General features: G+C 67.4%; 24 protein-coding genes. 14 read left to right on the top strand and 10 right to left on the bottom strand.

Translation table 11 applies throughout. The annotated features are described in order from the left end of the window. Window positions 1-9: 9 nt before the first annotated feature. The 3 genes from NO930_RS05615 to NO930_RS05625 form a co-directional block, all read right to left on the bottom strand. Window positions 10-378: a DUF8147 domain-containing protein gene (locus tag NO930_RS05615; RefSeq protein WP_137784297.1), complete on the bottom strand. Its 369-nt coding sequence runs from the start codon at window positions 376-378 to the stop codon at window positions 10-12. Between the two features lie 116 nt (window positions 379-494). Further along, window positions 495-827, bottom strand: coding sequence for a DUF8066 domain-containing protein (locus tag NO930_RS05620; RefSeq protein WP_256402776.1), 333 nt, complete (start codon window positions 825-827; stop codon window positions 495-497). 65 nt (window positions 828-892) lie between these two features. Beyond that, window positions 893-2,824 (bottom strand): aldehyde ferredoxin oxidoreductase family protein, encoded by a 1,932-nt coding sequence (locus NO930_RS05625; protein WP_256402817.1) that lies wholly within the window; start codon window positions 2,822-2,824, stop codon window positions 893-895. Between the two features lie 206 nt (window positions 2,825-3,030). Between NO930_RS05625 and NO930_RS05630 the strand changes: the two genes are divergently transcribed. The 3 genes from NO930_RS05630 to NO930_RS05640 all read left to right on the top strand — a co-directional run bounded on the left by NO930_RS05630 (window position 3,031) and on the right by NO930_RS05640 (window position 5,132). Next, window positions 3,031-3,561: a hypothetical protein gene (locus NO930_RS05630; protein ID WP_256402777.1), complete on the top strand. Its 531-nt coding sequence runs from the start codon at window positions 3,031-3,033 to the stop codon at window positions 3,559-3,561. Window positions 3,562-3,655: 94 nt separating this feature from the next. Further along, the gene (locus NO930_RS05635; protein ID WP_256402778.1) at window positions 3,656-4,750 is read left to right on the top strand and encodes an archaeosine biosynthesis radical SAM protein RaSEA; all 1,095 of its coding nucleotides are present in this window, start codon (window positions 3,656-3,658) and stop codon (window positions 4,748-4,750) included. Between the two features lie 178 nt (window positions 4,751-4,928). Next, window positions 4,929-5,132, top strand: a complete 204-nt coding sequence (locus NO930_RS05640; protein WP_137784730.1) for a DUF8106 domain-containing protein — start codon at window positions 4,929-4,931, stop codon at window positions 5,130-5,132. 34 nt (window positions 5,133-5,166) lie between these two features. Here the strand turns inward: NO930_RS05640 and NO930_RS05645 are convergent, their stop codons facing one another. Then, window positions 5,167-6,039 carry a 5-formyltetrahydrofolate cyclo-ligase gene (locus tag NO930_RS05645; RefSeq protein ID WP_256402779.1) on the bottom strand — a complete coding sequence of 291 codons (873 nt, stop codon included), beginning with the start codon at window positions 6,037-6,039 and terminating at the stop codon, window positions 5,167-5,169. 157 nt (window positions 6,040-6,196) lie between these two features. Here NO930_RS05645 and NO930_RS05650 point away from each other — a divergent pair, with 157 nt between their 5' ends. The 6 genes from NO930_RS05650 (at window position 6,197) to NO930_RS05675 (ending at window position 13,806) form a co-directional block, all read left to right on the top strand. Then, window positions 6,197-6,796 (top strand): GNAT family N-acetyltransferase, encoded by a 600-nt coding sequence (locus tag NO930_RS05650; RefSeq protein WP_092566841.1) that lies wholly within the window; start codon window positions 6,197-6,199, stop codon window positions 6,794-6,796. Between the two features lie 170 nt (window positions 6,797-6,966). Continuing rightward, window positions 6,967-8,022 (top strand): PAS domain-containing sensor histidine kinase, encoded by a 1,056-nt coding sequence (locus NO930_RS05655; protein ID WP_256402780.1) that lies wholly within the window; start codon window positions 6,967-6,969, stop codon window positions 8,020-8,022. Between the two features lie 28 nt (window positions 8,023-8,050). After that, window positions 8,051-10,459, top strand: coding sequence for a DEAD/DEAH box helicase (locus NO930_RS05660; protein ID WP_256402781.1), 2,409 nt, complete (start codon window positions 8,051-8,053; stop codon window positions 10,457-10,459). Between the two features lie 81 nt (window positions 10,460-10,540). Further along, window positions 10,541-10,987, top strand: coding sequence for a phosphate-starvation-inducible PsiE family protein (locus NO930_RS05665; protein WP_256402782.1), 447 nt, complete (start codon window positions 10,541-10,543; stop codon window positions 10,985-10,987). Window positions 10,988-11,086: 99 nt separating this feature from the next. Continuing rightward, on the top strand, window positions 11,087-12,691 hold the full coding sequence (locus NO930_RS05670) for a cryptochrome/photolyase family protein (RefSeq protein ID WP_256402783.1): 1,605 nt from the start codon (window positions 11,087-11,089) through the stop codon (window positions 12,689-12,691). Between the two features lie 308 nt (window positions 12,692-12,999). Further along, complete coding sequence (locus NO930_RS05675; RefSeq protein WP_256402784.1) at window positions 13,000-13,806, top strand: CPBP family intramembrane glutamic endopeptidase; 807 nt, start codon at window positions 13,000-13,002, stop codon at window positions 13,804-13,806. A 438-nt stretch (window positions 13,807-14,244) separates the two neighbouring features. On the opposite strand, the gene mvaD is transcribed toward NO930_RS05675, so the two are convergent. Both mvaD and infB read right to left on the bottom strand, forming a co-directional pair. Then, a complete protein-coding gene (gene mvaD, locus NO930_RS05680; protein WP_256402785.1) occupies window positions 14,245-15,243 on the bottom strand; it encodes a phosphomevalonate decarboxylase MvaD in 999 nt (332 codons plus the stop codon). A gap of 118 nt (window positions 15,244-15,361) precedes the next feature. Next, window positions 15,362-17,155, bottom strand: a complete 1,794-nt coding sequence (gene infB / locus NO930_RS05685) for a translation initiation factor IF-2 (protein WP_256402786.1) — start codon at window positions 17,153-17,155, stop codon at window positions 15,362-15,364. Window positions 17,156-17,284: 129 nt separating this feature from the next. Between infB and NO930_RS05690 the strand changes: the two genes are divergently transcribed. Together NO930_RS05690 and NO930_RS05695 are read left to right on the top strand one after the other, a co-directional pair. After that, entirely contained in the window at window positions 17,285-17,530 is a 246-nt protein-coding gene (locus tag NO930_RS05690) for a PRC-barrel domain-containing protein (RefSeq protein WP_137784475.1), read from the top strand. Next, the gene (locus tag NO930_RS05695; protein ID WP_137784476.1) at window positions 17,530-17,988 is read left to right on the top strand and encodes an NOB1 family endonuclease; all 459 of its coding nucleotides are present in this window, start codon (window positions 17,530-17,532) and stop codon (window positions 17,986-17,988) included. Before NO930_RS05690 ends, NO930_RS05695 begins: the two co-directional genes overlap by 1 nt. Window positions 17,989-18,032: 44 nt before the next feature. Here the strand turns inward: NO930_RS05695 and uppS are convergent, their stop codons facing one another. Continuing rightward, entirely contained in the window at window positions 18,033-19,091 is a 1,059-nt protein-coding gene (gene uppS, locus NO930_RS05700) for a polyprenyl diphosphate synthase (protein WP_256402787.1), read from the bottom strand. Between the two features lie 64 nt (window positions 19,092-19,155). Here uppS and lwrS point away from each other — a divergent pair, with 64 nt between their 5' ends. Both lwrS and NO930_RS05710 read left to right on the top strand, forming a co-directional pair. After that, entirely contained in the window at window positions 19,156-19,542 is a 387-nt protein-coding gene (gene lwrS / locus NO930_RS05705; RefSeq protein WP_137784800.1) for an LWR-salt protein, read from the top strand. A gap of 80 nt (window positions 19,543-19,622) precedes the next feature. After that, window positions 19,623-20,438 carry an aldo/keto reductase gene (locus NO930_RS05710; RefSeq protein WP_256402788.1) on the top strand — a complete coding sequence of 272 codons (816 nt, stop codon included), beginning with the start codon at window positions 19,623-19,625 and terminating at the stop codon, window positions 20,436-20,438. Window positions 20,439-20,552: 114 nt separating this feature from the next. Here the strand turns inward: NO930_RS05710 and NO930_RS05715 are convergent, their stop codons facing one another. Both NO930_RS05715 and NO930_RS05720 read right to left on the bottom strand, forming a co-directional pair. Beyond that, window positions 20,553-21,710, bottom strand: a complete 1,158-nt coding sequence (locus NO930_RS05715) for a phosphotransferase family protein (RefSeq protein WP_256402789.1) — start codon at window positions 21,708-21,710, stop codon at window positions 20,553-20,555. Window positions 21,711-21,718: 8 nt separating this feature from the next. Next, complete coding sequence (locus NO930_RS05720; RefSeq protein WP_256402790.1) at window positions 21,719-23,704, bottom strand: ATP-binding protein; 1,986 nt, start codon at window positions 23,702-23,704, stop codon at window positions 21,719-21,721. 223 nt (window positions 23,705-23,927) lie between these two features. Here NO930_RS05720 and ddh point away from each other — a divergent pair, with 223 nt between their 5' ends. Next, entirely contained in the window at window positions 23,928-24,977 is a 1,050-nt protein-coding gene (gene ddh, locus NO930_RS05725) for a D-2-hydroxyacid dehydrogenase (protein ID WP_256402791.1), read from the top strand. Between the two features lie 97 nt (window positions 24,978-25,074). Here the strand turns inward: ddh and trmB are convergent, their stop codons facing one another. Then, window positions 25,075-26,169, bottom strand: a complete 1,095-nt coding sequence (gene trmB, locus NO930_RS05730) for an HTH-type sugar sensing transcriptional regulator TrmB (RefSeq protein WP_137783812.1) — start codon at window positions 26,167-26,169, stop codon at window positions 25,075-25,077. Window positions 26,170-26,173 lie beyond the last annotated feature (4 nt).

Here is a 26,173-nt window from a genome sequence, read left to right on the forward strand (position 1 = left end):
GGAGGCCGCTCAGTCGATCCGATCCGCGTTCCGCGAGGCGACGGCGAACACGACGAGGCCACAGACCCCGGCGACAGCGAGTCCACGCTCGACCGAGACGAATCCCCGGGCCGGTGGCACCGCGTACGACACCGCGGCCACACCGAGGACCGCGTAGCCGACGGTCGAGTATCCGAGCAGCGCAGGTCGAACTGACGGCGTGTTCCAGAGAACGACCCACGCGGTGACGCCGGCAGCGACGCCGACGGCGACGCCGACGGGGAGGCCGACGAGCGCGGAGAACTCGATTCGTGACGCGAGCGCGCCCGTGAGGACGGCGCTCACGAGGAGGATCGTCGTCAGTCCGGTTCCGATCGCGGCGACGGGGCGAGCGTTCATGTACGACTCGTCGCCGGGCAACGAGATAAAGATCGAGCGCGCCGACGCGGGGAGCGGTTGTATCGCTAGGCGGCGACGTTCGTTCCCGATGCGCCGCTGGGAGAGTACTCCGACAGCTATCTCTCGCGTTCGGTCGCGCGGTCCGACGACTGCTCCGATGCTCGGGGCGTCTCCCGATCGGCGTGACGGTCGAACCGCGACACTTCGTCGGCCTCGCGCTCCCGCACTTCGGCGATCCGTTGGGCGGCGTCGGCGACCGAGTCGAGCGCAGCGAGGAGCCGATAGCCGAGGTACGGGCCGACCGAAAGCAGCGCCACCGCGATGAGTCCGAGTAGGATCTGTGCGGCGATCACGACGGAGTACGCGAGCGCAAGCAGGCTCACCGCGCCAAGCGCCGCGCCGACAGGCGTGGAGAGGGCTTCGGAGGGAGACAGCGGGTCGTGTGGCATACGCGGCGCTATCGACGGAACGTACCTAAAAATGGTGGACGAACGGTTCGGCGCGGCGGAGCGGTTCAGTCGTCGGCGGGAGCCGCGGAGTCGCCGGCGGAGACGCCGGTGCCCGGCCCGACGTCGATGTCGAGGTCCGCGAGCTTCTCGTCGGGGACGACGCCGTCGACCCAGCCGCGGGTCTCGTAGTACTCCGCTTTCATCTGGTCGAGTTCGACGAGTTCGCCCTCGCTCGCACCCGTGCCGGGGATGGCGTCCGGGTGCCCCTCGATGAAGCGGTTCGGCAGCGTGTCGTCGTCGCCGTCGAAGCCGGCGAGGTTGTTGAAGTACCGTTCGAGGTTGTAGACGCGTTCTCCGGCCTCGAACAGCTCGTCCTCGCTGATGTCGCGGCCGGTCATGCCGTTGTACTGGAGCACGTACTCTTCGATCCCCTCCGCGAACGCGCTGAACTTGCAGATGTCGAAGGAGTCGGAGACGGCGTGCAGGTCCTGGAAGGTTGCGGTGAGCTCGCCTTTGCCCTCCCACTCGTACGGATCGACCTTCTCCGGAATGCCGAGTATCTCGGCCGCCGGCGTGTAGCCGCGCAGGTGGCACGCGCCGCGGTTGGAGGTCGCGTACGCGATCCCCATTCCCTTCATGCAGCGCGGGTCGTAGGCGGCGATCGTCTGACCCTTGACCGAGAGCTTGTTTCCGTGCGCGCCCTTCGCGTCGGCGACGCGCTCTGCGCCCTCCGCGAGGAGGTCGCCCAGGTCCGACGAGCGGTTGCCGATCTCGTCGAGCAGGTCTATCATCGCCTCGGAGTCGCCCCAGTCGATGTGACCGACGCCGTCGAGTTTGCCCTCCTCGCTCATCTCCATCGCCATCGCCATCATGTTGCCCGACTCGATCGTGTCGATGCCCAGATCGTTACAGCGCTGGAGCATCAGCGCGATCTCGTCGCGGTCGGAGTGTCCGGAGTTCGGACCGAGCGCCCACGCGGACTCGTACTCGTACGACTCCGTGCGAACGTTCATGTCCTCGCCCTTGTGTGTGACGTCGACTTCGACCTCCTTCTTACACGCGACCGGACAGGAGTGACACGTCGGCTCGTCGACGAGGATGTTCTCGCGGACGTTCTCGCCGGAGACGCGCTCGGCGTCGATATCGGCCCCCTCGGCGTCGTGGTACTCGCCGGTCGAGGTGTACCGCGCGTTCTTCGTCGGGAGACCGTCCATCTCGTCGGTCGCGTTCATCAGGACGTTCGTCCCGTACATCGAGAGGCCGCCCTCGTTGGGCGCGGTCACGTCCGACTCGCGGATGACCTCCATCGCCTGCTGGTAGCCCTCCTGGAACGTCTCCGGATCGGCGGGCTTCGGCATGTCGGTACCGCCCCTCACGACGACCGCCTTCACGTTCTTCGAGCCCATGACCGCACCCGTGCCGCCGCGGCCCGAAGCCCGGTCGTCCTCGTTCAGGACGCAGGCGTAGCGAACGCCGTTCTCGCCGCCCTGCCCGATCGCCATCACGGAGAGGTTCTTGCCGACGGAGCCGTCGACCTCCTCACCGAGCGCGTCGATCGTGTCGTGGACGCCCTGTCCCCAGATGTGGGAGGCGTCGCGTACCTCGACCTCGCCGTCCTCGACGAGGAGGTAGACGGGGTCGTCGCTCGCGCCGTCCAGCAGGATCCCGTCGAGGCCGGCCCACTTGAGCCGCGCGCCCGACCAGCCGCCGTGGTGGGAGTCGGTGACGGTCCCCGTCAGCGGCGACTTCGTCACCAGGGCGATGCGGCCGCTCATCACGGTCTGGGTCCCCGTCAGCGGACCCGTCATGAACGCGAGCCGGTTGTCGGGACCCAGCGGGTCGACGTCCGGGCCCGCGTCGAAGACGTACTTCACGCCGAGCCCGCGCGCGCCGATGTACTTTTTCGCGTCCTCGTCGTCGATTCCCTGGTAGTTGACCTCGCCCGCACCGAGGTCGACCTGTGCCACCCGGTCTCGGTATCCGCCCATTTCGGTCATGTAATGTTCTACCATTATATTAGGGCCGTATCGTGTTAGGTGTTGATTCGCAAATGTAACCGGAACCTATTACGGAACGCGATCGCCGAGCGCGCCCGTTCGATCCGATCCGACCAGTCACGTCTGGCGATTTCGGCCGGCTCCCGCCCGCGCGTGAGCCGAAGTTCCCACGGGAAGTTAACTCGTCTCAGCCCGCACCGCGCTGTATGTCGACGAACAGCCGTGGTCGGGGGACGAACAGTCACGATCCCTGGATCGTCGTCGCCGCGGCCGCGACGGCCGTCCTCGGCGCGTCGCTCCTCCCGATTCCGGACGTCGCGCTCGGGGGCGTTCCGCGCGGCGTCGGCGGTGCCGGCCCGCTCCCGGCGTGGGTGAGCTTCACCACGCCGTTCCATCTCGTGGGATACGCGGCCCTCGGCGCACTCGTCGCCCGGGCGACGCGCGTGTCACTGACTGTTCGTCGACGCAGCCGCGTTGACGGCGTCGCGACGGGCGGCGGACCCAGCCGTGTCGACAGCGACAGCGGCGGCGGACGCGTCGGCGGCGCGACCGGACTCGCCGTCGTCGCACTCGGGGTCACCGTCGCCGCCGCGGTCGGGTTCGGCGTGGAGCTCGCGCAGTCGACGATTCCGTGGCGATCGTTCGCGTGGATCGACGTCGGCGTCAACGTCGTCGGTGCGGTGGTCGGTGCAGGCGGCTACGCGATCCGCTGGACCGTGTCGGTCGCACCGCGGTAGGAGGGCTCGAACGGTCTTTCGCGCGTCTCCATCGAGCCCGGCGTCGAGCCGTGATGACGACACGGCTTTACGCGCTCGTCCGCTCCCTCCGACAATGAGCAAGCCGAGCCCCGACGCGTACGAGCAGGGGCGCGGGATGGACGCGCACAACGCCGTGATGCGCGACATCCGCGCCGAGCGCTCGGAGACGTACGACCCGACGGAGCCGACCCGCGTGTGGATCGACGAGGACAACACGCCCGACGGGGTCGTGAACTCCCTGACGATCATCTTGAACACCGGCGGCTGTCGGTGGGCCCGCGCCGGCGGCTGCACGATGTGCGGCTACGTCGCCGAGTCGGTCGAGGGCGGCAGCGTCGCCCACGAGGACCTCATGCGCCAGATCGAGGCCTGCCTCGACCACGAGGCGGAAAACGCCGAGAAGCCCGCCGAGCTGATCAAGATCTACACCTCGGGGTCGTTCCTCGACGAGCGCGAGGTGCCGGCAGAGACCCGTCGGGCGATCGCGGAGACGTTCGCCGACCGCGACCGCATCGTCGTCGAGTCGCTTCCGGACTTCGTGAGCCGGGAGAAGATCGGCGACTTCGCCGACCGCGGCATCGCCACCGACGTGGCGGTCGGACTGGAGACCGCGACCGACCGCGTCCGCCGCGACTGCGTGAACAAGTACTTCGACTTCGCCGACTTCGAGGACGCCTGCGCGGAGGCGGCCGCGGCCGACGCGGACTTTTCGGCGGACGTGGGGGTCAAGGCGTACCTCCTCATGAAGCCGCCGTTCCTCGCGGAGCCCGAGGCCGCCGCGGACATGGTCGACTCCATCCGCCGCTGCGCCGACGTGGAGGGCTGTCACACCGTCTCGATGAACCCGACCAACGTGCAGCGGTACACGATGGTCGACGAGCTGTTCTTCGAGGGCGGCTACCGCCCGCCGTGGCTCTGGTCGGTCGCGCACGTCCTCGACGAGACCGCCGACGTCGACGCGATCGTCGTCTCCGACCCGGTCGGGCACGGTTCCGACCGCGGCGCACACAACTGCGGCGAGTGCGACGACCGCGTCCAGACCGCGATCAAGGACTTCGACCGCAGACAGGACCCGAGCGTCTTCGAGCAGGTCTCCTGCGAGTGCGAGGCGACGTGGGATCGGGTGATGGACGAGGAGACCGCCTACAACATGCCGCTCGCGCGCTGAGACGGCGACAGGACGGTCGACGAACCGGGCGGACCCGTCCACGCCGTCCGGCCGCCGTGTCGTTTCATAGTTGATCAACTATCTTCGCGTTCGGATCGTGTGTGATCTATATATACCGATATATACGGATCGATCGGGTCGGACAAGACCCTTATACGTCGGGATACTCGGTCTAAACATGAATGCAGTCGCCAGCGGTCACCGGTCGGCCCGCCGGAAGTCGGTCCTCTTCTGTGCGGAGTGCAGCTTCGAGAGCGCCCTGAACGAGGGGTGGCTCGTCGTCAGCGACGGCGACGAGCGGACGGTCGTCTGCCCCGAGTGCGGCCACGTCGCCGACCACCGGCCCGAGCCGTCCGCGCCGACCTCGCAGTGCGCGGACTGAACGCGACGGGTCCCGAGTCGTCGGCCGTGTTTTTTCACTCGTCCGCGGGTGACCGCGCCGCGAGCGCCGGTATCGCGTCGAGCCGCTCGTCGTCCAGTGCCTCCCAGTCGATCCCGAGCGGTCGCGCGTACGGCGTCTCCGTCCGAATCGTCCGCTCTGGCGTCGCGATCAGGTCGAGCGGAACGTCGTGTGCGTCCGGCTCCGGGAGCGTGTCGTTCGGGTCCGCGTCGTCGGCGGCGCTCCCCGTGCCGCCGCCCCCAGCACCGCCATCTCCAGCGACCGCCGACTCGGGACCGTCGAGAACCGACAGCTCGTGCGCCGTCGTCGCGACCGTCGTGTCGACGTCCACCGCGTCAAGTTCGCGAAGGAGTCCCCACTCCAGGTCGCTGTACCCCTCTCCCTTCCCGATCCGCGCGCCGTCGGTCGTGACGCCGACCGACCCCGAGACCACGAGGTCGACGCGGGGGACCGCCTCGGGCGCGACGGGCGTCCCGTGCGTCGAGATGCCGGAGACGGTCGTGGCGTCGTCGACGGTTGGAGCGTCGACGGTGGCGTCGTCGCTCTCGGCGGCCGACTCGCCGCCGCCCCCGTCGCTGGCGGCGTCCGCGACGGCGAGGTCGTCGGGGTCGATCCGGAGGAACGGATCCGGGTCACGCAGCCGCGGCTGTGCGACGTAGAGCGTCTTTCCGGCCCGGAGCGCGGCCCGCCGAACCGGGAGTTGCGGCGCGTCGGGGTTACACTTCAGCGTGCGAGCGGCCGCCCACTCCGGCGTCGCAGTCAGCCGCTCGCACGCCGCATCCGCGCCCGCGAAGTTCGGAATCCGATCGTGCGGCGGAAACGGGAACCGGGCCTGGTCGCCCTCGTCGAACGCGTCCCAGACGGCCTCTCGGACGGCCTGCTTGTCCATATCTGAGCGTACGCCGGGAGCGGCATATACGCGGCGCTGCCGAGCGTCGCTCTCGCGGCCGTCGCTTCGTCTCGTTCTGCATCGATTCTGTGTCTGTATTCTCACGACGTGAAACTCGGTTCGGCCCTATACCTCCTTGCGGCGTGAACGCACAGCCATGACCACCGAATCCACCGACGCCGTCTGTGCGGGCTGGGACGGGAGCGAGTGCGAGGGGACGGTCCACTGTCCGCCGCGCTGTCCGCGGTTCGTGGACAAGCGGGGCGCGCGCTGGACGATCCGCCCGGCCGTCTCGGAAGACCTCGCACCGCTCGCCGAGATGTACGAGGGGTTCGGCCGCGAGGACCGCGCGCAGGGGCTGCCGCCGGTGGTTCGACGCCAGCGCGCGGAGTGGATCGAGTCGATGCTCGCGGAGGGGAACAACGTCGTCGCCGAGCGCGGCGGCGAGGTGCTCGGCCATGCGATGTACACGCCGACCGACGCGGACGTGCCCGAACTCGCCGTCTTCGTCCACCCCACGGCGCAGGACCGCGGGATCGGGACGGAGCTCTGTCGGCACGTGATCGCGAACGCCGCGGCGGCCGACCGCGACGCCATCGAACTCCACGTCGAGGCCGGAAACCGGATCGCCCGTAGCGTCTACCGCTCCGTCGGGTTCCGGATCGCCGAGCGGCGCGGCGATCTGCGGATGGAACTCTCGCTCGACGACCCGGTGGCGACTGCGGTTCGGCTGCCGCCGATAGCGCGTGAGAGATAGGCCGGCCAACGAGCCGGGAGCAGCGCCCGTACCGTGGATGGGGAACTATATTTAACATGTATTATTGTCTGGATTATCAATTAAATAGACTGAATACTGTTATGTTAGGCGCTCTAGACGACTGTATCTGGAATGGTAGTGTATATTCGATCCGTCGCGCAATTCGTGTTATGAGCCGTCCTACCAGCGTTCGTCTCCCCGAGATATTCGACGATCTGAACGTCGGTATCAATCTCCACGATACGGACGGCGGACGAATTCTCGACGCGAACACCCGACTCGCCGAGCTGTACGGGTACTCGGTGGCCGAACTCCGGTCGATGAGCGTCGGAGACTACACGGCACCGTCGACGCGATTCACACAGGAGGAGGCGTCTCGCAGGATCGCTCGCGCCGCGGCGGGCGATCCGCAGTCGTTCGCGTGGCAGATAGCGCGCTCGAACGGCGAACTGCGCTGGATCCACGTCAGCCTCAACGCGACCACAATCGACGGGGTTGCGTGCGTCCTCTCGGAGGTGCAAGACGTCACCGAGTATCGGGCTCGCGAGCGTCGACTGCGGCTTCTCAGTCGGATCGTTCGTCACAACCTCCGGAACAAGACAAATGTTCTCATGGGATACGCCGATCGGGTTCAACGAGCCGTCGAAGACGATACGCTCGAGAGAGAGGTTCAGACCATTCTGGACATCAGTACCGAAGTAGGGGGACTGAGCGACTCTGTCAAGCAGATCGAACGGATCGCCGAACCGGACGCGACGGAGCGGTCTCCGACCGACCTTCGGAGCGTTTCCCGCTCAGTTATCGACGACGTGACCGCGGAGTATCCCGACGCCGACGTTTCACTCGAAGCACCGACGGAGATATGGGCCATCGCGGACGAGGGTATCCGCTACGCGCTGGAGCATGCCGTCCGGAACGCGATCAAGCACAACGACCGCGACGTGCCGACGGTGACGCTCTCGGTCGGCTCCTGTGACGAAACGGGCCACGGGGTCGTTCGTGTCGCCGACGACGGGCCCGCGATCCCGGACGTGGAGATCGAGGTACTCAACGAGGACGTCGAGACCAGCAGCACGTACCACGGAGCAGGCGTGGGACTGTGGGTGATGCAGTGGTGCGTCGATTCGCTGGGCGGCGAACTCTCGTTCTCGGAGAACTCCCCGCGAGGCAACGTGGTCACTATCTCTCTTCCCAGGGGCGAAGTCCCAGACGACCGCAACGGTTAGGCGTTCCCGAACCGTTACTTCCGTAACCGTGGACGACGCCGTCGAGTGGCTGCGCGACCGCCCGTTCTACGAGGGACAGATAGCAGAGCACCGGCGACTGCCGGCGCGAGAGCCCGTCTTCCGGGACATCGACCTCGCGCCGCGGATGGCCGACGCGCTCTCGAAGGACGGAATCGACCGGCTCTACCGCCATCAGGCCGACGCGATAGCGGCCGTTCGCGACGGCGACGACGTCGTGCTCGCGACCGAGACGGCGAGCGGGAAGTCGCTCGCGTACACCGTCCCCGCCTTCGAGGCCGCGATGGATCACGGCGGCCGCACCCTCTATCTCGGCCCGCAGAACGCGCTGATCGCCGATCAAGAGGAGTCGCTCTCGGAGTTGGCTCGGGGGCTCGGCTTCGGCAGCCGGGTGTCCGTCGACTCCTACACCGGGCGGCTCTCTCGGAGCGAGAAGCGCGCGGTGCGCGACCGCGAGCCGACCGTTCTGCTGTCGAACCCCGACATGCTCCACTACGCGCTGTTGCCGCACGCGGGACGGCTCTGGGAGTGGTTTTTCGGCTCGCTGGAGTACGTCGTGATAGACGAGGTCCACAGCTACCGCGGCGTGTTCGGGTCGCAGGTAGCGCTGACTCTGCGCCGGCTCGCGCGGACCTGCGAGCGGTTCGGATCGAGCCCGCAGTTCGTCTGCTGTTCGGCGACGATCAACAACCCCGTCGAGCACGTCGCGACGGTGACGGGCCGTGACCCCGACGGGATCACGCTCGTCGACGAGGACGCGTCGGGACGCGGGCCGCGCGACTGGGTCCTGTGGAACCCGCCGGAGTACGACGGCGACTGGGCGGAACGGGGGAGCGGTCGACGCCGGTCGAGTCACACCGAGACCAAGCGGCTCTTCTGTGACCTCGTGACCGCGGGCGCGCAGACGCTGGCGTTCACCCGGGCGCGCCAGACGGCGGAGCAGTACGCGACGGACAGCGCGAGCGACCTCCGCGAGCGGGGCGAGCGCGACCTCGCCGGACGCGTGGGGGCGTATCAGGCCGCCCTGCCGGACGACCGTCGCCGCGAGATCGAGGCGGACCTCCACGCGGGCGACCTCCGCGGCGTCTGGTCGACGAGCGCGCTGGAACTCGGCGTCGACGTGGGCGGGCTCGACGCCGTGCTCTTGGACGGCTACCCCGGAACGCGGATGTCGGCACACCAGCGCGCGGGACGGGCGGGTCGCGGAGACGACCCCGCCCTCGTCGTGATGGTCGGCGGCGAAGACCAACTCGACCAGTACCTCATGACCCACCCGGCCGACTTCTTCGAAGCCCCGCCGGAAGACGCGATCTGCGACCCGGAGAACGACCAACTGCTCCCGAGACACGTCGCCTGTGCGGCCGACGAACACTGGCTCTCGCCGGTCGACGAGCGCCTGTTCGGTGAGTCGTTCCCCCGCGTGGTCGGAGCGCTGACCGACGACGGGACGCTCGATCGCCGGGAGACGGCACAGGGGCTCCGCTGGGTCCACGCCGGCTCGGCGAGCCCGCAGCAGTCCGTCAGTTTACGGACCGCAACGGAGCGAGAGATATCGCTCATCGACAAGTCGAGCGGCGAGACGATCGCGACGCTCGGCTTCGCCGACGCCCTGCGGGACGCACATCCCGGCGCGATCTATCACCAGCAGGGACGCACCTACGAGGTAGTCGACCTCGATTTGAACCGCGACGTCGCCGAGCTACGGCAGTCGTGGGCGGACTACTACACGCGAGTGCTCTCGGAGAAGGACATCGTCGTGAACGCGGATCGCACGGAGCGCGACCTCTCTGCCCGTCCCGACGTGCCCGTCCGGTTCGCGGACGTCACCGTCACGGAGCAGATTACGGGATTCGTTCGGAAAGACGCCGCGACCGGAGACTCACTCGGCGAATCAGCCCTCGATCTCCCGGAGACGACGCTACGGACGAAGGGACTCTACTTTCCGGTTCCCGAGGACGTCGAGGCGGAAATGCGAGCGAGCGGCGGGTCGGCGGCGACCGACGGCGGGAGCGAGGCGGACGCCTCGGCGGATCGCGACGCCGCGTCGGGCGGCGAACACGCCTTCAACGGCGGGATTCACGCCGCCGAACACGGACTCATCTCGCTTTTCCCCTTTCACCTGCTGTGTGACCGCGCCGACGTGGGCGGGATCTCGACGCCGTACCACGCCCACACCGACGGGCCGGCGGTGTTCGTCTACGACGGGTATCCCGGCGGCGTCGGGCTCACGCGCCGGGGACACGAGCGGATCGAGGAGCTGATGGAGCGAACGGCGCGGCTGATCGCCGACTGCGACTGCGAGGACGGCTGTCCCGCCTGCGTGCAGTCGCCGCACTGCGGGAACGCGAACGAGCCGCTGGCGAAGGTGCCGGCGGTCCGCCTGCTTGAGTCGCTCACGGGGATCGACGGCCCGGCGTAGTTCCGACCCCGCCCGCGGCGCAGTCAGTTTGCGGGCAGTGACACCCAAGAACCACCTGTCTCCGCCGCGTAGCACCCGGCGATGGGACTCGACCTCGACGACGCCGCGGACCCGGCCGCGCGGGCGATGGAGTGGCTCGTGCTCGGCGCGGCGTACTTCCTCCTCATCCTGTTTCTCATCGGCGTGTTCGACCTGTTCGTCTCGCTCTACCGACTGCTCGTCGCGGGGACGTTCACGGACCCGGCGGAGGTCGTGGCGCTGCTCGACAGCGTCCTCCTGCTTCTCATCATCGTCGAGGTGCACCGGACGCTCGTGGCGTACGCCCGCGGGCAGCCCGTCCTCCGGATCGTCGTCAGCGCGGCGATCATCGCCATCTCGCGCCGCGTGATCAGCTTCCGGCTGGAGGACTACGGCTCCGGTCAAGAGGCGCTTCTCGCCGCGGCCGCGATCGCGGTGCTCGTCCTCGCGCTCTCGGTCGGCTATTCCCTGCTAGACCGGGTGAGCGTCCCCGGTCGGGTCGAACTCTGACCGCGGACGCGCTCGGTTCGCACTCATCGCCGCCGACTCGGCCCCGGCTTCGCTCCGCGGTCCCGGTGGTTTCACGGTGGACGCGCCGCTGTAGATCGCATGGAGCTGTTCTGGCACCGGCGTGACCTGCGGCTCGCCGACAACGTCGGGCTCGCGGCCGCGGCCGACCGCCGTGGAGCCGAGGGGAACGCGGACGGGGACGTCACCGAGACCGACGCGGTCGCGGGGATGTTCGTCTTCGACGACGACGTACTCGCCCACGCGAGCGACGTCCGCGTGCGACGACTCCTCGACGGACTCGCGGCACTGCGGGCGAACTACCGCGACCGCGGCAGCGACCTCCTCGTCGCTCGCGGCGACCCGACCGACGTCCTGCCGGCGGTCGCCGACGCCCTCGACGCCGAGCGCGTCGTCTGGAACCGAGACTACTCCGGGCTCGCGAGGGAGCGGGACGCGGCGGTCCGCAGAGCGCTCGCAGACGCCGATATAGACCGCGAAGCGCACCACGACGCGGTGTTGCACACGCCGGACTCGATCCGGACCAACGCCGGTGACCCGTACTCCGTGTACACCTACTACTGGAAGAAGTGGACCGACCGCGAGGTCGACGATCCGGCGTCGACGCCGGGAGACGCGTGTCTCGTCGACCCGGAGCCGTTGCGGGCGGCTGTCGAGCGGCTCGGCGAGGGGGCGGTAACGGACGGCGGCGTCGCGAGCGACCGCGTCGCCGTCGGCGACCTACCGTCTCTCACGGCCCTCGGATTCTCGGAGCCCGACGCGGAGATCGGTTCGGCCGGGACCGCGGCCGCCCGCGAACGGCTCGACGACTTCCTCGACGAGGCGGTGTTCGCTTACGGCGCGGAGCGCGACTACCCCGCCCGGGAGGCGACCTCGCGGCTGTCGACGTTCCTCAAGTACGGCGAGATCGGAGTACGAGAGGTGTACGCGGCGACGGAGGCGGCGATGGAGAGGGCCGAAGGGCGGGTCGGAGACGGCGCGGGCGGGGGAGACGAGGATGATGGAAACGGTGCAGCGAGTGAGGGGGACGCCGACGGCGACGAGGACCCGGTCGCCGCGGTCGAGGAGTACCAGCAGCAGCTCGCGTGGCGGGAGTTCTACACGCAGGTGCTCTTTCACAACCCCGAGGTGGTATCGTCGAACTACAAGACGTACGAGGAGGGGATCGACTGGCGCGACGACCCCGAGGAGATCGCGGCGTGGAAGCGCGGCGAAACGGGGTATCCCATCGTCGACGCCGGGATGCGCCAGCTTCGCGCGGAGGCGTTCATGCACAACCGCGTGCGGATGATCGTCGCCTCGTTCCTGACGAAGGACCTGCTCGCGGACTGGCGGCACGGCTACGACCACTTCCGCGAGCGGCTCGCCGACCACGACACCGCAAACGACAACGGCGGCTGGCAGTGGGCGGCCTCCACGGGCACCGACGCGCAGCCCTATTTCCGCATCTTCAATCCGATGACGCAGGGCGAGCGCTACGACCCCGACGCGGAGTACATCAGAGAGTACGTGCCCGAGTTGCGGGGACTCGACCCCGATCTGATCCACGAGTGGCACGAGCTGTCGCCCACCCAGCGCGCGAACGCCGCGCCAGACTACCCGGCACCGATCGTCGACCACTCGGAGCGGCGCGAAAAGGCGCTGGCGATGTACAAGCGGGCGCGCGGCGAGGATCCGGAAGAATAATTGGACGGTGTTGGGGAACACGTCGTCTCTTCGACGACGACCGCCCCCCAAAGCCCCAGCCGCTCGCTCATAAATGACTGATCGGGCTCCGTTGAAATCCTATTCTTCAGACATATTCTCGCCTGAAACGTCTGGTCGCCGAAAAGTGCGTGTTGTTCGTAACGACGAACTGGTTCGCGTACACGTCCATCAATAGAGCAGTCGGACCTGAGCACCCTGATTGGACTGGATTTAGGTTGTGTTTGATATAGCGTAACATATCGACTATGTCAATGTATCTATATATGCTCGCGTAGCGTACAGTGCATATGGTATCGATTGTCGAACGTCGTCCAGTCGGATTCACACTCGGGCTCACAGCCGGTCTTATCGTGTTAACACTACTTGCACGGGCTGTCCTTGAGGTTGCAATCCCACAGTTGACGCTACACGGGATCGGTCTCGTTCTCAATTGGACCATCGTTGCAGGGAGTATCGTGCTCGTCACTTGGCTCGGTTGGTGGGACAAGATCCGACTCACAGCACCAGTCAATCGACGTGCAGTTGTCTATCTGCTCCCCTTCGCAGCTGTGGTCTTGGTCCCAGCTATGTTCGGCCTCGCAATCCCCGAGATCTCGCTCATTCAAGACCAAACCCTGCCACCGTGGGCCGCACTCGCCGTGATCGTCGTCGGCGTGGCACTGGGTGCCGCCATCTCCGAGGAATTGATTTACCGTGGGGTGTTGCTCCGGGCGCTGGAGCCTCGCAGCCGCCTGCTAGCTGTCGTACTGCCGGCCACGATGTTTGGTCTGGCTCATATCTCACAAGTCATCCTCGGGAATTCGCTGGCTGAGTGGCTTCCACAGATGCTACTGATCATTCCCTTGGGGATCGGCCTCGGCGCAATTGCCCTCCGACTAGAGAGCCTCTGGCCGCTCGTCGTCTGGCACTTCGCAGTTGACGTGACCGGGTCATTGGTAGCGACGACATCAGTGGTCTACGAACTGATCACAATCGGATTCGTCCTGCTTGCCGGAGTGATTGGGGTGTGGCTGCTCTGGCAGGACCGGCGATCGAGACACGATATACACCGTCAGCTTAGCACGAATGTCGACGAGATCGGTGCGCGAAAATAACAAGAGCATCTACAAGAGTTGACTCGAAACAAACGTGGGACGTGAGTCTCCTATATTGACCACAACTGATTCAAAATATATCTTTTTCTGAGGATTTCAACAGAGCCATTGATCGGAGATCGACTGTGACTACCTCCAAAGCCCCAGTCGCGACGGCTCGCGCGCCTTGCTGCGCGCCTCGCTCAGTCGCTGTCGCTCCTTCGCTGCGGTGCTTACTGCGGCGTGCTTCGCCCTCGCGACTGGGGCTTTGAGTCCCGCCCCGCACCGCACAGCACCGCACCTCACGCCTCCCCAGCCTCGCGGCTCCCTTCGGTCGCCGCGTCCAGCGAGAATCAAAGGTTCTCTGGCAGCCGGCGCGTAGCGCCGGCAACCTCGCGCGTGCGGTTCGCGGCCTGTCGGCCGCTCACCGGCACGCGCCGACCGCACCGCGGTTTCTATTCAAAACAGCGCCTCGCTCTCGTCGAGCAGGTGAGCCGGACCGCCGACCTCCCAGACGTCGGTGTCGATCCCGATCTCCGCGATCCGGCTTTCGACCTCGTCGACGTGGTCGGCCAGCGTGTTCACGTACACCGAGGCTCCGGTGTCCGTCGAGAAGTAGACGGGAACGCCCTCCTCGCGAAGCTCGCGGACCGCGTTGAACACGGCGATCGTCTCGGGCTGCCAGTACACCCACCCCGCGGGACCGGTCATCGTGGTGGCCGTGAGAGAGAGCGAGTCGTGTTCCGCCGTCTCGAAGATCCGGTCGAACTCGCCGTCGCGCAGGGCGTCCGTCATCTCGACGAGCTGGTCTTGCACGTGCGCGGTCCGCGCCTGCATCATGTGGCTCTCGGCCGCCTCGCGGTGGGCCTCCTCCGTCTCCTTGTACGCGGGGACGTGCGCGGCGACGATCCGGAGGTCCTCCTCGGGGTCGAAACCGTCCTCGCTCACGCCAACGTCGAGCCGGTGTGACCGGCAGTCGGCGTCGTTGAGGCCGGCGTCGAGACGCGAGTACGCGCCCGTGACCGCGCGCGCCGCGGAGGAGGACCCGCGACGCGCGACGGTGGAGACCTCCGGTAAAGTGAGGTCGAGTCCCGCAGCCTCGACGAGGGCGAGCGCCGCGGCCGCGAAGCCGGACGACGAGGAGCCGAAGCCGATGTTCGACGGGAAGGAGTTCTCGCTCTCCAGTCTGACCGCGGCGTCGACGCCGGCCAGCTCGCGGACGTGATCGACGACCATATCGATGCGCTCTGCGGCCCGCCCCGTCACTTCCTCGCCGCCGATGACGTAGACGTCCTCGCCCGCGTCGGGCTGCCACTCGACGGTCGTCGTCGTCGCGGTCGGTGCGGTACAGAGGCTGATGCTGTCGTGATACGGGAGTCGCATCTCGGCGTCGCGCATCCCGTGGTACTTGACGAGCCCCTGGATCGGGTGGGCTCGCGCGGTGGCCTTCTCTGTCATACCTCGGGAAGCGTCCGGCGGGGGATTAGTCGTTGCGATGGGCGAGAGGTGGGCGTCGCAAGCGCGATTCGACACCGGTTCGCGCGGATCGAACAGGACTGGACCCGGACGCGGCCCGCTACTTCCCCCAGAAGGGGTCCCGTTTCCGCTTGGTTTCGAGGTACGCCGCGAGCGCCTCGCGCTCGTCGGCCGTGATCTCCTCTTTCAGCTCCTGTTCTAAGATCTTCGCGTGTTTCTCCGGGACTTCGGTCCACAGCGTGTCTCCCTCCTCGATACCGCGGCCCACCGTGGGTCCGTCGATGGCGATACTGACGCGCTCGCCGGCGCGGGCCTCGTCCACGTCGTCGCCCTGTTTTTGAATCCCCGAGAGCTGTCCGACGCGCTCGAACTCGTTGCCCTCGAACAGCCCGACGTTGCGGTTGTTCTGGAGGGTACCGGAGATGATCTCGACGCCGACGACCGCGGGGTCGTTCTGCCGGAAGGTGTGATCGGGGAGGATGCGGAACCGCGAGGGGCGGACGACCTTGTCGAGCACCGTCTCCTGTTGGGCGCGCTCGCGCTCTTCGACGTAGGTCTCGTAGTCCTCGATGAGCTGGTAGATGACCTCGTCGGTGAACAGCTTCATGTCGGCGTTTTCGAGCTCCGTCTCCGCGTTCGCGAGCAGGTCGACGTTAAAGCCCAAGATCGCCTTGTGCTCCTCTTGGTTCGCGGTCTCGGCGACGGCGATGTCGCGCGGCGCGATGTCGCCGACCTCGGCGCGCAAGATCGGGACTTCAGCCTCGCGGAGGGCGTTCGCCATCGCTTCGAGCGAGCCGAGGGTGTCCGCCTTCACGACGACGCCGTCCTCGGCGGTCTCGACTTCGATCTCGGCGAGTTCGGCTTTCACCTCCTCGATCACGTCTTCGAGCGGCCGGTCGCGGACGACGCGGACCGGCGCGCCCGCCATCGCCTGATCGAGGTCCGGCGCGGCGATCTTCACCCCGGCCGCGGCTCCGACCTCCGCGACCTTCTCGAACTTCTTCTCCGTCCGGATCTCTTCGAGCGGGCGCGGGCGCAACAGCGCTCGGATCTCGGTGACGATCGGGTCCTCCTGTCCACCGACGACGATCGTGTCGCCGTTGCGGATCACCCCGTCGTACACGACCGTGTCGATGGTGGCACCGAACCCTCGCTCGTCTTTGACCTCCAAGACGGTCCCCTCGCCGGCCCCCTGTACGTCGATCGCCATCTCCTCTTTCATGAACCGCTGTGAGAGTCCCATGAGGACGGTGAGCAGATCGGGAACGCCCTCGCCGGTGAGCGCCGACAGCGGGACGACGCCGATGTTTTTCTGGAAGTCCTGCACGCGCCAGTAGAGATCGGCGGAGAAGCCGGCGTCGGAGAGCTGACCGATGATCTCGTAGAGGTTCTCGTTGAGCATCGACTCGGCGCGTTCGGACTGCGCCTCCAGGCTCCGCTGGATGGGCTCTCCGTCCTGCGGGTTCCACCCCGGCGTCGTGTCGATCTTGTTGGCGGCGACGACGAACGGCGTCCCCGTGCGCCGGAGGATGTCTATCGCCTCCTCGGTCTGCGGCTGGAAGCCGTCGTTGACGTCGACGACGAGCACCGCGATGTCGGCGAGAGCACCCCCGCGGGCGCGAAGCGTCGAGAAGGAGTGGTGGCCGGGCGTGTCGATGAAAAGCAGGCCCGGAAGGTCGAAGTCGGACGGGTCGATGAGTTCGCCCGCCATCCCCGAGATGGTGTCGAGCGGGATGTCCGTCGCCCCGATATGTTGGGTGATCGCGCCGGCTTCGCCCTCGCTGACGGCGGAGCCGCGGATCGTGTCGAGCAAGCTCGTCTTGCCGTGATCGACGTGGCCCAGCACGGCGACGATCGGCGTCCGAAGGGTGTCCGCGTTTGTGTGGTCGGTCATCAGTTATCGCCTCGAAAAGGTCGGTTACCAGTCGTTCCGCCCGGGCGTCAGTTAAGCCTTTCAAAACGCGTCCGTCGCTCGTCGGACGCCCCCGTGGCGTTTAAGACCGTCGGCCGGGACGTAGCGCACATGGTAGACATCCTCGCGGAGAACCTCTCCGGGAAGGCGGTGATGAGTTCGGACGGAACGGAGCTCGGCGACCTGTACAACATCACGATGGACCTCAAGTCGGGCGAGCTCAACGACCTGCTGGTGAGCCCGCACGAACAGCTCAGCGCGGATCGCCTGAGCTTCGACGTCGACGAGATGGGGCGTCTCAGAGTGCCGGTTGCGAACGTGCAGGCGGTGAAAGACTACATCGTCGTCGCCCGCTGATGGAAGTCCTCGACACCTCGGCGTTCATCCACGAGTACACCACTGAGGACGACGTCGTCTCCGTTCCCGAAGTCCACGACGAACTCACCGGCGAGGGTGCGCTCCGCTTCGACGCGATGGAAGGCTCCGGGATGACCATCCACGTCCCGGCCCCGGAAGTGATGGACAACGTGCGCCGCGCGGCGAAGGGCTCCGGCGACGCCGCCGAGCTCTCGGAGACCGACACCCGGCTGATCGCGACCGCGCTCGAACTGAGCGCGACGCTCGTCACCGACGACTACGCGATGCAGAACGTCGCAGAGCGGCTCGACATCTCGATCGAGGCGATCGCCCGCGACGGGATCACGGAGGAGCGCGAGTGGCGGTTCCAGTGTGTCGGCTGTAACCGCACGTTCGACGAGAACAGAGAGCGGTGTCCGATCTGCGGCAGCGACCTGACGCGAAAGAATCCCGCGTGACACCCGGCAGAGGGGAACTCAGTCTAAAAGGGGTACACAGTCCGTCAGTCCGCGAGTTCCGGGTCCGTCTCGATTGCGTCGGCGGTCACGGTCTCGCCGCGAGAGCGATCCGCCGCCCCGTCGGTGCCGACCGTCTCGCCCCGCGAATCTGTCGTTTCGGTGGCCGAGTCGGTCTCTTCACTACCGGCCTCGCCGTCGCCAGCGATCGGCCCGGTGAGCGTGTCCGTGTCGAGTCGCGGGATCCGGTCTCTGAGACGCCGCGAGACGGCGTGTGCCTCCGCGAGTTCGGCCTCGGCGACCGCCGTGACGAGCGCGGCCGCGCGTTCGGCGCGGGCGCGCTGCCACGACTCCTCCCTCGATTGATACGTTCGGATGGCTCGCAGGAACTCGACCTGTGAGAACTCCGGCCAGTACGGCGCACAGAAGTAGACCGCGGCCTCGTTCCCGTTGGCGTGCCACGGCAGGAAGTTCGAGGTGCGCTCGTCCCCGCCGGTGCGCACGATGAGGTCCACGTCGCGGACCGGTCGGTCGTAGAGCCGGTCTTCGACGACCCGCGCGTCGACGTCTTCGGGGGCGAGGTCGCCGTCGGCGACGTCCGCCGAGATGGCACGGGCGGCGTCGAGCAGCTCCGTCCGGCCGCCGTACGCGAGCGCCACGTTCAGCGTGAAGCGGTCGTTTCCGGCGGTGCGTCGCTCGGCGTACTCGACCGCCTCGCGCACGCGCTCGGGAAGTCGGGCCACGTCGCCGATCGCGCGGACGCGAACGCCCTGATCGTGGACGCGGTCGGCGTCGGCGAACTCGCGCAGTTTGGCTTCGAGCAGATCGAAGAGCGGTTCCAGCTCCTCGTCCGGGCGCTCGAAGTTCTCGGTCGAGAAGGCGTACAGCGTCAGCTCCGCGACACCGAGATCCGCACACCAGTCGAGCACCCGCTCCGTGGTGTCGGCCCCGGCGCGGTGGCCGTCGGGCGCGTCAGCGCCGCGTTCGCGTGCGTATCGGCGGTTTCCGTCTTGAATGATCGCGACGTGCGCCGGCACGTCTTCGATCTCGCGACGGAGGTGTCGCCGATACGCGCGCTCGACGACGCCGCGAAGCCGATCCAACATACGTCTCGACCGACACGACGGAACGGTATGTACTTTTTTGCTTTGCGGAGAGACGCACCGGTCGATGGACGCCGCCTACGTGTTTCGCGTCGCGTTCCGGATCGAGCCGCGCGCCGCCGCGATCGATCCCGATCGATTCGAGACGACGATGGAGATTCCAGCGCGCGCTCCGGGCGACGACGGCTGGCTGTTCTTCCGTGACCGGCTCTGGCGCGGCGAGGTCGGCGACGAGTCGTCGTTTCGACGGGTCGCGGCCGACCGCCTCGGGGTCGCAGGCAGCGAGGGGATCGAAGTCGTCTCCGTCGGTTTTCGGGAGCTACGCGTCGACGAGGCGTATCGAGAGGCGCTGCGGGCCGAGATCGGAGCCGACCTCGGCCGGTTCAACGCCGACGACGTCGACGAGGTCGTTCACAAGTACCTCGGGTCGTCGATACACGTCCGCGCTCCGTAGTCGAGATCGGTCGCACAGCTCCGAGATCCGCGGTCGAGATCGCCGTACAGCCTTTTGTGGCCCGGCGAGAACGCACGCGCATGCCGCCGCTCCGTCTTCCGCTGGGACTCGGGACCTCCGGGCTCGACGATCCCGACGAGTGTGCCGCGACCGTCGCCGACGCCCTCGCGACCGGCTACCGCCACGTCGACACCGCACAGATGTACGGCAACGAGGCGGCCGTCGGCGAGGGGATCGAACGCGCCTGTACCGATCCGACCGTCGACGTTCAACGCGAGGACGTCACGGTCGCAACGAAGGTTCATCCGACGAACCTCGCGCCCGAGGACGTCAGACGGACGGCGCGCGAGAGCCTCGATCGGCTGGGGCTCGACCGCGTCGACCTGCTGTACGTCCACTGGCCGACCGACGCGTACGACCCCGAGACGACGCTGCCCGCCTTCGACGAGCTCCGTTCGGCGGGAGTTACGGACCACGTCGGGGTTTCGAACTTCACCCCAGACCTGCTCCGGGAGGCCGTCCGGATTCTCGACGCGCCGATAGCGGCCCACCAAGTCGAGCGTCACCCGCGGTTCCGGCAGCCGGGGCTCCGCGCGCTCGCCGACGAGTTCGACCACCGGCTCGTCGGCTACTCGCCGCTCGGTAGGGGCGCACTGTTCGACGACGACGCGTTCCGTGCGATCGCCGAGCGGAGCGGCCGACCGCCGGCCGTCCTCGCGCTCGCGTGGGCGCTCGCTCGCGACGTGACGCCGATCCCGAAGGCCACCGGCGAGCACGTCACGGAGAACCTGCGCGCCGTCGATGCCGAAGTCTCCGATTCGATCCTCGCGGCCGTCGACGCGTTACCGACCGGCGACCGACAGATCGACCGCGCAGACGCGGCGTGGAACCGGTGACGGGAAAGCCGTGAGACAGTCTCATGCGGAAGCAGCGAGGGTTCTCGACGAGAGAAGTTCAAGCTCTCCTGACCCGGAATTCCCTCTCGTTCAGGCGGGCGTTTCGGTAGTCGCTCACGTGGCCGCGAGCCGGGATCGCAGTTCCGCCTCCGCTCGATCTGCGAGCGCGTCCATCGGCTCGCCGAGGTGGGTGGCCCACTGGTCGAGGAATCCGGAGCGTCCGAGCATCCGAACGACCTCGTATATCGGGCGGCGTTCCGCGAATCCCTCGGGCAGCCCGCCGGCGCGCTCGCGGTATCCGTCGTAGAGGGCGTCGGCGTACCGCTCTGGACCGGTGCTGTCGAACCCGTTGAGCAGTTGGTCTTCCGCTCGCACGAGGTCGCGCGCCGGGTCGCCCACGTGAGAAAGCTCCCAGTCGATCGCGGCGATCTCGTCTGCGACGAACAGGTTCTGCATCGCGACGTCCCCGTGGAGCAACGCCGCCGGTGCGCCGGTCAGGCGGTCACGGTTCGATTCGACGCAGTCGATGACGGCCTCGTAGTGACCGGCGAGCCGATCCGTCGTCCCGATCTCGCGGGTGCGCTCGATCGTCGACCGGAGGACGTCGGGCCACGGGCCCGGTTCGACGGCGAGGTGCCGGCCCGCGGTGTCGGGTGGGAGCGTCGAGTCGTCGGGGCTCTCCGCTCCGCCGCCGCCGGCGGCTCCCACGATCTCGCCGTGGCTGTCGAACCGCTCCGCGTGGAGCGTCCCGAGCATCCGTCCGACGCGGCGGAGGAGCGCTTCGCGGACCGGATCTTCCCTCTCGCGCGCGACTCGGACGTCGGCCGGGGCAGCGTCGCCGCTGGCCCTCTCGTCTCCGGCGGCCCCGCCTCTGACGTCGCAGTCCGCCGTTCCGGCGCTTCCGCCTCCGACGTCGCCGTCCGCACTCGTTTCCCCCGATCGGGCACCCGTGCCGTTCCACACGACCGAGAGTTCGCGGCCGGAAACGGGTGCAGTCACGAGGTACGGCGGCGACCCGTTCCGGTCGGCCGCGAGCACCGTCGGAACCCGAATCTGCCGCTCGGCCGAGACGTATCGCAGCACCGCCCGTTCGCGGGCGATCCTGGTTCCGTTCCCGTCGGTAGCCACCTTACAGAACGCTCGGCCACCGTCGGTGAACTCGACGCCGAACGTCTCGTTCGCCCCGTTCCACGAGGGGCCGACCCCGGACACCTCGGCGACGGGGCGGTCGGGGAAGGCGTCACTGAGAACGGCCGAGACGACCTCGTTCACGCCCGGAGTCACTCGTCGGTCTCGCGGTCGCGATCGATGAACTCGCGCGCGGCCGCACTGAGCCCCGACTTCGACGACGACCGATCCTCGGTCGTCCCTTCCGTTCCTGCTGTCTCGGGTTCCGTCTCGTCGGCTCGCCCCGCTTCTCCTCCGTTCGAGACGTGAGCGCGGTCGCCGGTTCGAGTGTCGTCAGTTCGAGTGTCGTCGGATCGTGCGTCATCCCCGGTGATGTCGGTCGGCTCGGCGTCCGGCGGATAGCTTCGCTCGGCGGGCGGAACGAACGCGGTCTCGACGGCGCGCACGATCTCGTCGACGCTGTCGTCGTCGAGCCGATCCGCGTACGCCTCGCGGATCAGGTCGGGGACGGCATACGCGTAGTGTCCCCGGCCGGCGTGGCGGATCAGACCCGCCCGGCGGATGGGTCGGTGTCGGCTGTAGGCGTGTTCGGTATCGCCGTCGCCGCCGGCGTCGATGTGCGCCGCGACGGGGTCGCTCACGCCTTCCCGCCGGTAGTGTCGGAGCATCCCCCGAGAGATGTCTGTGAGGTCGTCGATACGCCCGCGAAGCTCCTCGATCACCGCCTCGCGCGTGCCGAGTTCGACGGCGTCGTCGAACCGGAGCGCGCTTTCGGCTACGTCGCCGCGGGTGACCGGATCGACGTCGTCGCGGGCATCCCCCTCACCGCCGTCCGCGGACGAGGGGGACGAAGACGCCCCCGCCGACTGCGGATTCTCACTGTCGTCCTCGGGAGCGGGAGACGCGTCGCCGTCAGTGGTATCCGGGGCGTCTGCGTCGGTCTGGACGTCTCGGGCGTTCGGCTCGTCGCCGGTGGCGCGGTCCGGTTCCGTGTCCGCCGCGTCGTAGCCGTCGAGGTCGGTCTGAGAGCGGTCGGCGGCTGTCGCCGAGGCGACCGAGCGTCCGTTTCCGCCGCGGTACGGGGCTTCTGCCTTACCGAGCAGCGCCTGCGCGAACTGGTCGGCCATGTTGCTCAGGTCGCGAGCCTCCTCCAACTCGCGTTCGAGTTCGTGGATCCGCTGTCGCTTCTTATCGAGCTCCTGCCGGAGGTCCGCAAGCTCGGACTCGCGGCGCGCCTGCTCGTCCGAGATGGACTGGAGTTCGCCGACCAGATCGCTGGAGACCGACTTGAGTTCCGGGCGCTCGAAATCGTCGAGTCCCGGGGTCGCGCCGGCGTCGAACGTCTGCTTGCGGTGGAACTGGATCCGCCGGATCGACTCGTCCCAGTCGGTCATCAAGAAGGCCTCGCCGTCGCCCAGATCTTCCACGGCGCTCGCGTACTTCGATCCGAGGATGCGACCGACGACTTTCGTGTCGTTATCCCAGGTGAGGCGATGCCAGCAGAGCCAGTCGCACTGGGTGATGAAGTCTTTTTTCACGTCGGCGGGACGCTGGCTGATTCCCACGATCCCGAGGCCGTGTTTCCGGCCGCGCTTGCCGACTTTGATCAGCATCTTCCCCGTCTCGTCCATCCCTCCTCCTTCGGGAATATACTCGTGACACTCCTCGACGACGAGCAGGAAGGGCTTTTTCAGGCGTTTCTCTTTCGCGAACAGCTGCTTGACGACCTCCAAGAGCAGTTCGTTCGCGGTGTCCTCTTCGAGGTAGCCGGAGACGTCTAAGATGATCGGGACGTTCTCCTCTAAGGCGAGGTTGGCGAGCTTCTCGGCGTGTTCCGGCGAGACGACGATGTCGCACTCGTCGTCCGCGCCGGCGTGGAGAATCTCGTACTCCTCTTTTAGTCCGTAATACTCACCGTCCGTGTCGACGATCATGACCGGAAACCCGTTATCGAGGAGGTTTTCGATCACGACGGATGCCGTGTTGCTCTTGCCGGATCCGGACTTGCCGGTAATAAACGAGCGACCGGTGAGCACGTCGACGACCGGAAGCTCCACCGGCGATCCCGGCTCGGCGGTCGCGTCGCCGCCGATCCCCTCGCTGACGTCCGCGACGTGGATCGTCTCCTGCTCAGTCATATCAGTTACAGAGACCGCCCACCCAATAAACCCCGCCGGCTGTGGCCCCGCTCGGGTTCGGTCTCCGAGCCGACCGCGGTCGGTCGAAACACTCGCCGCCAGCGTTCGCCGGCCGGCACTGGTCGATCGAAGCACTCACGAACCACATCCGCCGGCCGGCACCGAGCGACCGACCCAGCACGAACGGACAAACGACTAAGAGCGTCCTCGTAGAGGTTCGGGTATGCGACTCGACACGCTCGGGATCGACGCCTCGGTATCGGTGTTGTTTCCGCCGGAATTCCTCGCGGATCAACTGTCAGACAGCCCGGTGGACGTCGTGATCGTCGACGAACCCGAGGACACCGCTGCCGACTCGGGAGACCTGGACGACACTGCCGGCGCGGGCAACGCGGACGACACCGTCGGTGCCGGAAACCCGGACGACACCGCCGACGCCACCGGCGCTGAGAACCGGCGGGAAGCGCTCACGGCGTGCGACGCGATCGTCACCTTCGAACACCGGGAAGCGTTCCTCGATCTCGACTGGATCCACTCGATTCAGGCGGGCGTCGACCGGTTCCCTCAAGACGAGCTCCAAGACGCCGGCGTCGCGCTGACCAACAGCACCGGGATCCACGGAGACGCGATCGGCGAGACCGTCGCCGGCTACCTCCTCGCGTTCTCGCGGCGACTCCACGCGCACATCGGAAATCAGGATCGGCGCGAGTGGAGTCAGCCGGAGTGGGACGAAGCGTGGACGATAGCGGGCGAGCGCGCGTGTGTGGTCGGGCTCGGAAGTCTCGGCCGGGGCGTCGTCGACCGGCTCTCCGCGCTCGGCCTCGACGTCGACGGCGTCCGCCGGACGCCGGTTCCAGAGCCGGGCGTCGGCCGCGTCCACACGCCCGCCGAACTGGAGAGCGCCGTTTCCGACGCGCGGTTCGTCGTGTTGACCGTTCCACTGACCGAAGAGACCGAGGGCATGGTCGATCGAGACGTGTTGGACGCGATGCGAGACGACGCGTACCTGATAAACGTGGCCCGCGGTGGCGTCGTCGACCAGTCTGCGCTCGTGTCGGCGCTCCGAGACGAGGCTATCGCCGGCGCGGCGCTGGACGTCTTCGAGGACGAACCGCTTCCGGAGTCGTCGCCGCTGTGGGAGATGGACGAAGTCATCGTCACTCCGCACTGCGCCGCGTTCACATATCAGTACGGCGAGCACGTGGGCTCGATCGTCCGGGAGAACGTCCGACGTTCTCGCGCCGGTGAGTCGCTGACGAACCGCGTTCTTTGAGCGCTGGGGTTCTTTGAGCGCTGGGGTTCTTTGAGCGCTGGGGTTCTTTGAGCGCTGGGGTTCTCTGAGGGTCGACGAAACCTCCGTCCGGGTCGGACTACAGCTCCGGCGGTCCGTGGCGACCGATCACGATCTCTTGTCCCTCGATGTCTTCGAGCGCGGCCACGCGACCGCCGATCTCGACGCGACCCGCCTCTGTTTCGACGACGAGGGAGGCCACCTCTTCCGTGTCTTCGAACGCGAGATCGACGACCCGGCCGCTGACCGTTACCGACTCGCCCGTCTCGATGTCGCGTCCCTCGACGCTCGCGTAGAACTCGGCGGTCTCCGAATCGTCGGCGGCTTCCGAGTCGGCGGCGGTCGCATCCCTGAACTCGCGGATGTCCTTGACTGCCCGCCGAATAGAGGCGTAACGCCGCGGGAACGGACGCTCCATGCCGTCCGCAGCGAGTGTCTCGGCGGTCGTCCAGAGGACCGTGCCGAAGAACCCCGATACTAAGAACCCGAGTGCGGAGCGGTTGAAGATGACACCGTACCGCTCGCGGTCGTCACGGAGGGCGTCCTGTGTCGCGTACACGGAGTACTCGCCGTCGGCGACGGCGAGGATCGGCGTCGTGATCCCGCGGCGCGCGCGGGCGATCGTCGCGACCTCGAGGTAGTCGAACTCGTCCGGATCGGGTGCTCTCGACGCCGGGGTGACGAGCAGTTCGACGCTGACGCCGTCAGCCACCTTGGCCGCGAGGTCGTCGCGGAACCGGCGGAGGAGTCCCGGCGTGAGCGACACGGCCAGCTCGAATTCGGCGCTCTCGATCACCTCTTCGACGTACCGAAGTATCGTCGATCGCGACTTCACCAGCGATACCGCCTCGGTCTCACGTGTCGGTGCGGTGTACCGTGCTTCGAGTTCGTCGACCATCTCCGTGAACGACGACCGCAGGTCGCCGAAGGCGTCTTCGGGATCGACAGCGACGATCTTCATCGGGCGGGACTCGCGGAGTTCGACGAGCCCGCGGTCGGAGAGGCTCCTGACGGTGTCGTACACTCGCGGTTGCGGGATGTCGGTCCTGTCCGCGATGTCGCTGGCGGTCAGTTCTCCGTGTTCTAACACCGCGAGGTACGCGTCGATCTCGTACTCGCCGAGGTTGAATCGGTCTCCAACGTGATCGAGCGTACCGCGGAGATCGTCTGTCATGAGC

The organism is Halorubrum salinum, from assembly GCF_024494575.1.
Taxonomy (GTDB): domain Archaea; phylum Halobacteriota; class Halobacteria; order Halobacteriales; family Haloferacaceae; genus Halorubrum; species Halorubrum salinum.

Excerpts from the sequence above, each read along its gene's own strand:
- NO930_RS05625 (WP_256402817.1), bottom strand. The coding sequence starts at position 2,824 with ATGACCGAAATGGGCGGATACCGAGACCGGGTGGCACAGGTCGACCTC.
- NO930_RS05695 (WP_137784476.1), top strand. The coding sequence starts at position 17,530 with ATGGAAGTCCTCGACACCTCGGCGTTCATCCACGAGTACACCACTGAG.
- NO930_RS05640 (WP_137784730.1), top strand. The coding sequence starts at position 4,929 with ATGAATGCAGTCGCCAGCGGTCACCGGTCGGCCCGCCGGAAGTCGGTC.
- NO930_RS05635 (WP_256402778.1), top strand. The coding sequence starts at position 3,656 with ATGAGCAAGCCGAGCCCCGACGCGTACGAGCAGGGGCGCGGGATGGAC.
- NO930_RS05645 (WP_256402779.1), bottom strand. The coding sequence starts at position 6,039 with ATGGACAAGCAGGCCGTCCGAGAGGCCGTCTGGGACGCGTTCGACGAG.
- uppS (WP_256402787.1), bottom strand. The coding sequence starts at position 19,091 with ATGTTGGATCGGCTTCGCGGCGTCGTCGAGCGCGCGTATCGGCGACAC.
- NO930_RS05620 (WP_256402776.1), bottom strand. The coding sequence starts at position 827 with ATGCCACACGACCCGCTGTCTCCCTCCGAAGCCCTCTCCACGCCTGTC.
- trmB (WP_137783812.1), bottom strand. The coding sequence starts at position 26,169 with ATGACAGACGATCTCCGCGGTACGCTCGATCACGTTGGAGACCGATTC.
- lwrS (WP_137784800.1), top strand. The coding sequence starts at position 19,156 with ATGGACGCCGCCTACGTGTTTCGCGTCGCGTTCCGGATCGAGCCGCGC.
- NO930_RS05670 (WP_256402783.1), top strand. The coding sequence starts at position 11,087 with ATGGAGCTGTTCTGGCACCGGCGTGACCTGCGGCTCGCCGACAACGTC.
- NO930_RS05665 (WP_256402782.1), top strand. The coding sequence starts at position 10,541 with ATGGGACTCGACCTCGACGACGCCGCGGACCCGGCCGCGCGGGCGATG.
- NO930_RS05675 (WP_256402784.1), top strand. The coding sequence starts at position 13,000 with ATGGTATCGATTGTCGAACGTCGTCCAGTCGGATTCACACTCGGGCTC.
- NO930_RS05655 (WP_256402780.1), top strand. The coding sequence starts at position 6,967 with ATGAGCCGTCCTACCAGCGTTCGTCTCCCCGAGATATTCGACGATCTG.
- NO930_RS05720 (WP_256402790.1), bottom strand. The coding sequence starts at position 23,704 with ATGACTGAGCAGGAGACGATCCACGTCGCGGACGTCAGCGAGGGGATC.
- NO930_RS05650 (WP_092566841.1), top strand. The coding sequence starts at position 6,197 with ATGACCACCGAATCCACCGACGCCGTCTGTGCGGGCTGGGACGGGAGC.
- NO930_RS05710 (WP_256402788.1), top strand. The coding sequence starts at position 19,623 with ATGCCGCCGCTCCGTCTTCCGCTGGGACTCGGGACCTCCGGGCTCGAC.
- ddh (WP_256402791.1), top strand. The coding sequence starts at position 23,928 with ATGCGACTCGACACGCTCGGGATCGACGCCTCGGTATCGGTGTTGTTT.
- NO930_RS05690 (WP_137784475.1), top strand. The coding sequence starts at position 17,285 with ATGGTAGACATCCTCGCGGAGAACCTCTCCGGGAAGGCGGTGATGAGT.
- infB (WP_256402786.1), bottom strand. The coding sequence starts at position 17,155 with ATGACCGACCACACAAACGCGGACACCCTTCGGACGCCGATCGTCGCC.
- NO930_RS05630 (WP_256402777.1), top strand. The coding sequence starts at position 3,031 with ATGTCGACGAACAGCCGTGGTCGGGGGACGAACAGTCACGATCCCTGG.
- mvaD (WP_256402785.1), bottom strand. The coding sequence starts at position 15,243 with ATGACAGAGAAGGCCACCGCGCGAGCCCACCCGATCCAGGGGCTCGTC.
- NO930_RS05615 (WP_137784297.1), bottom strand. The coding sequence starts at position 378 with ATGAACGCTCGCCCCGTCGCCGCGATCGGAACCGGACTGACGACGATC.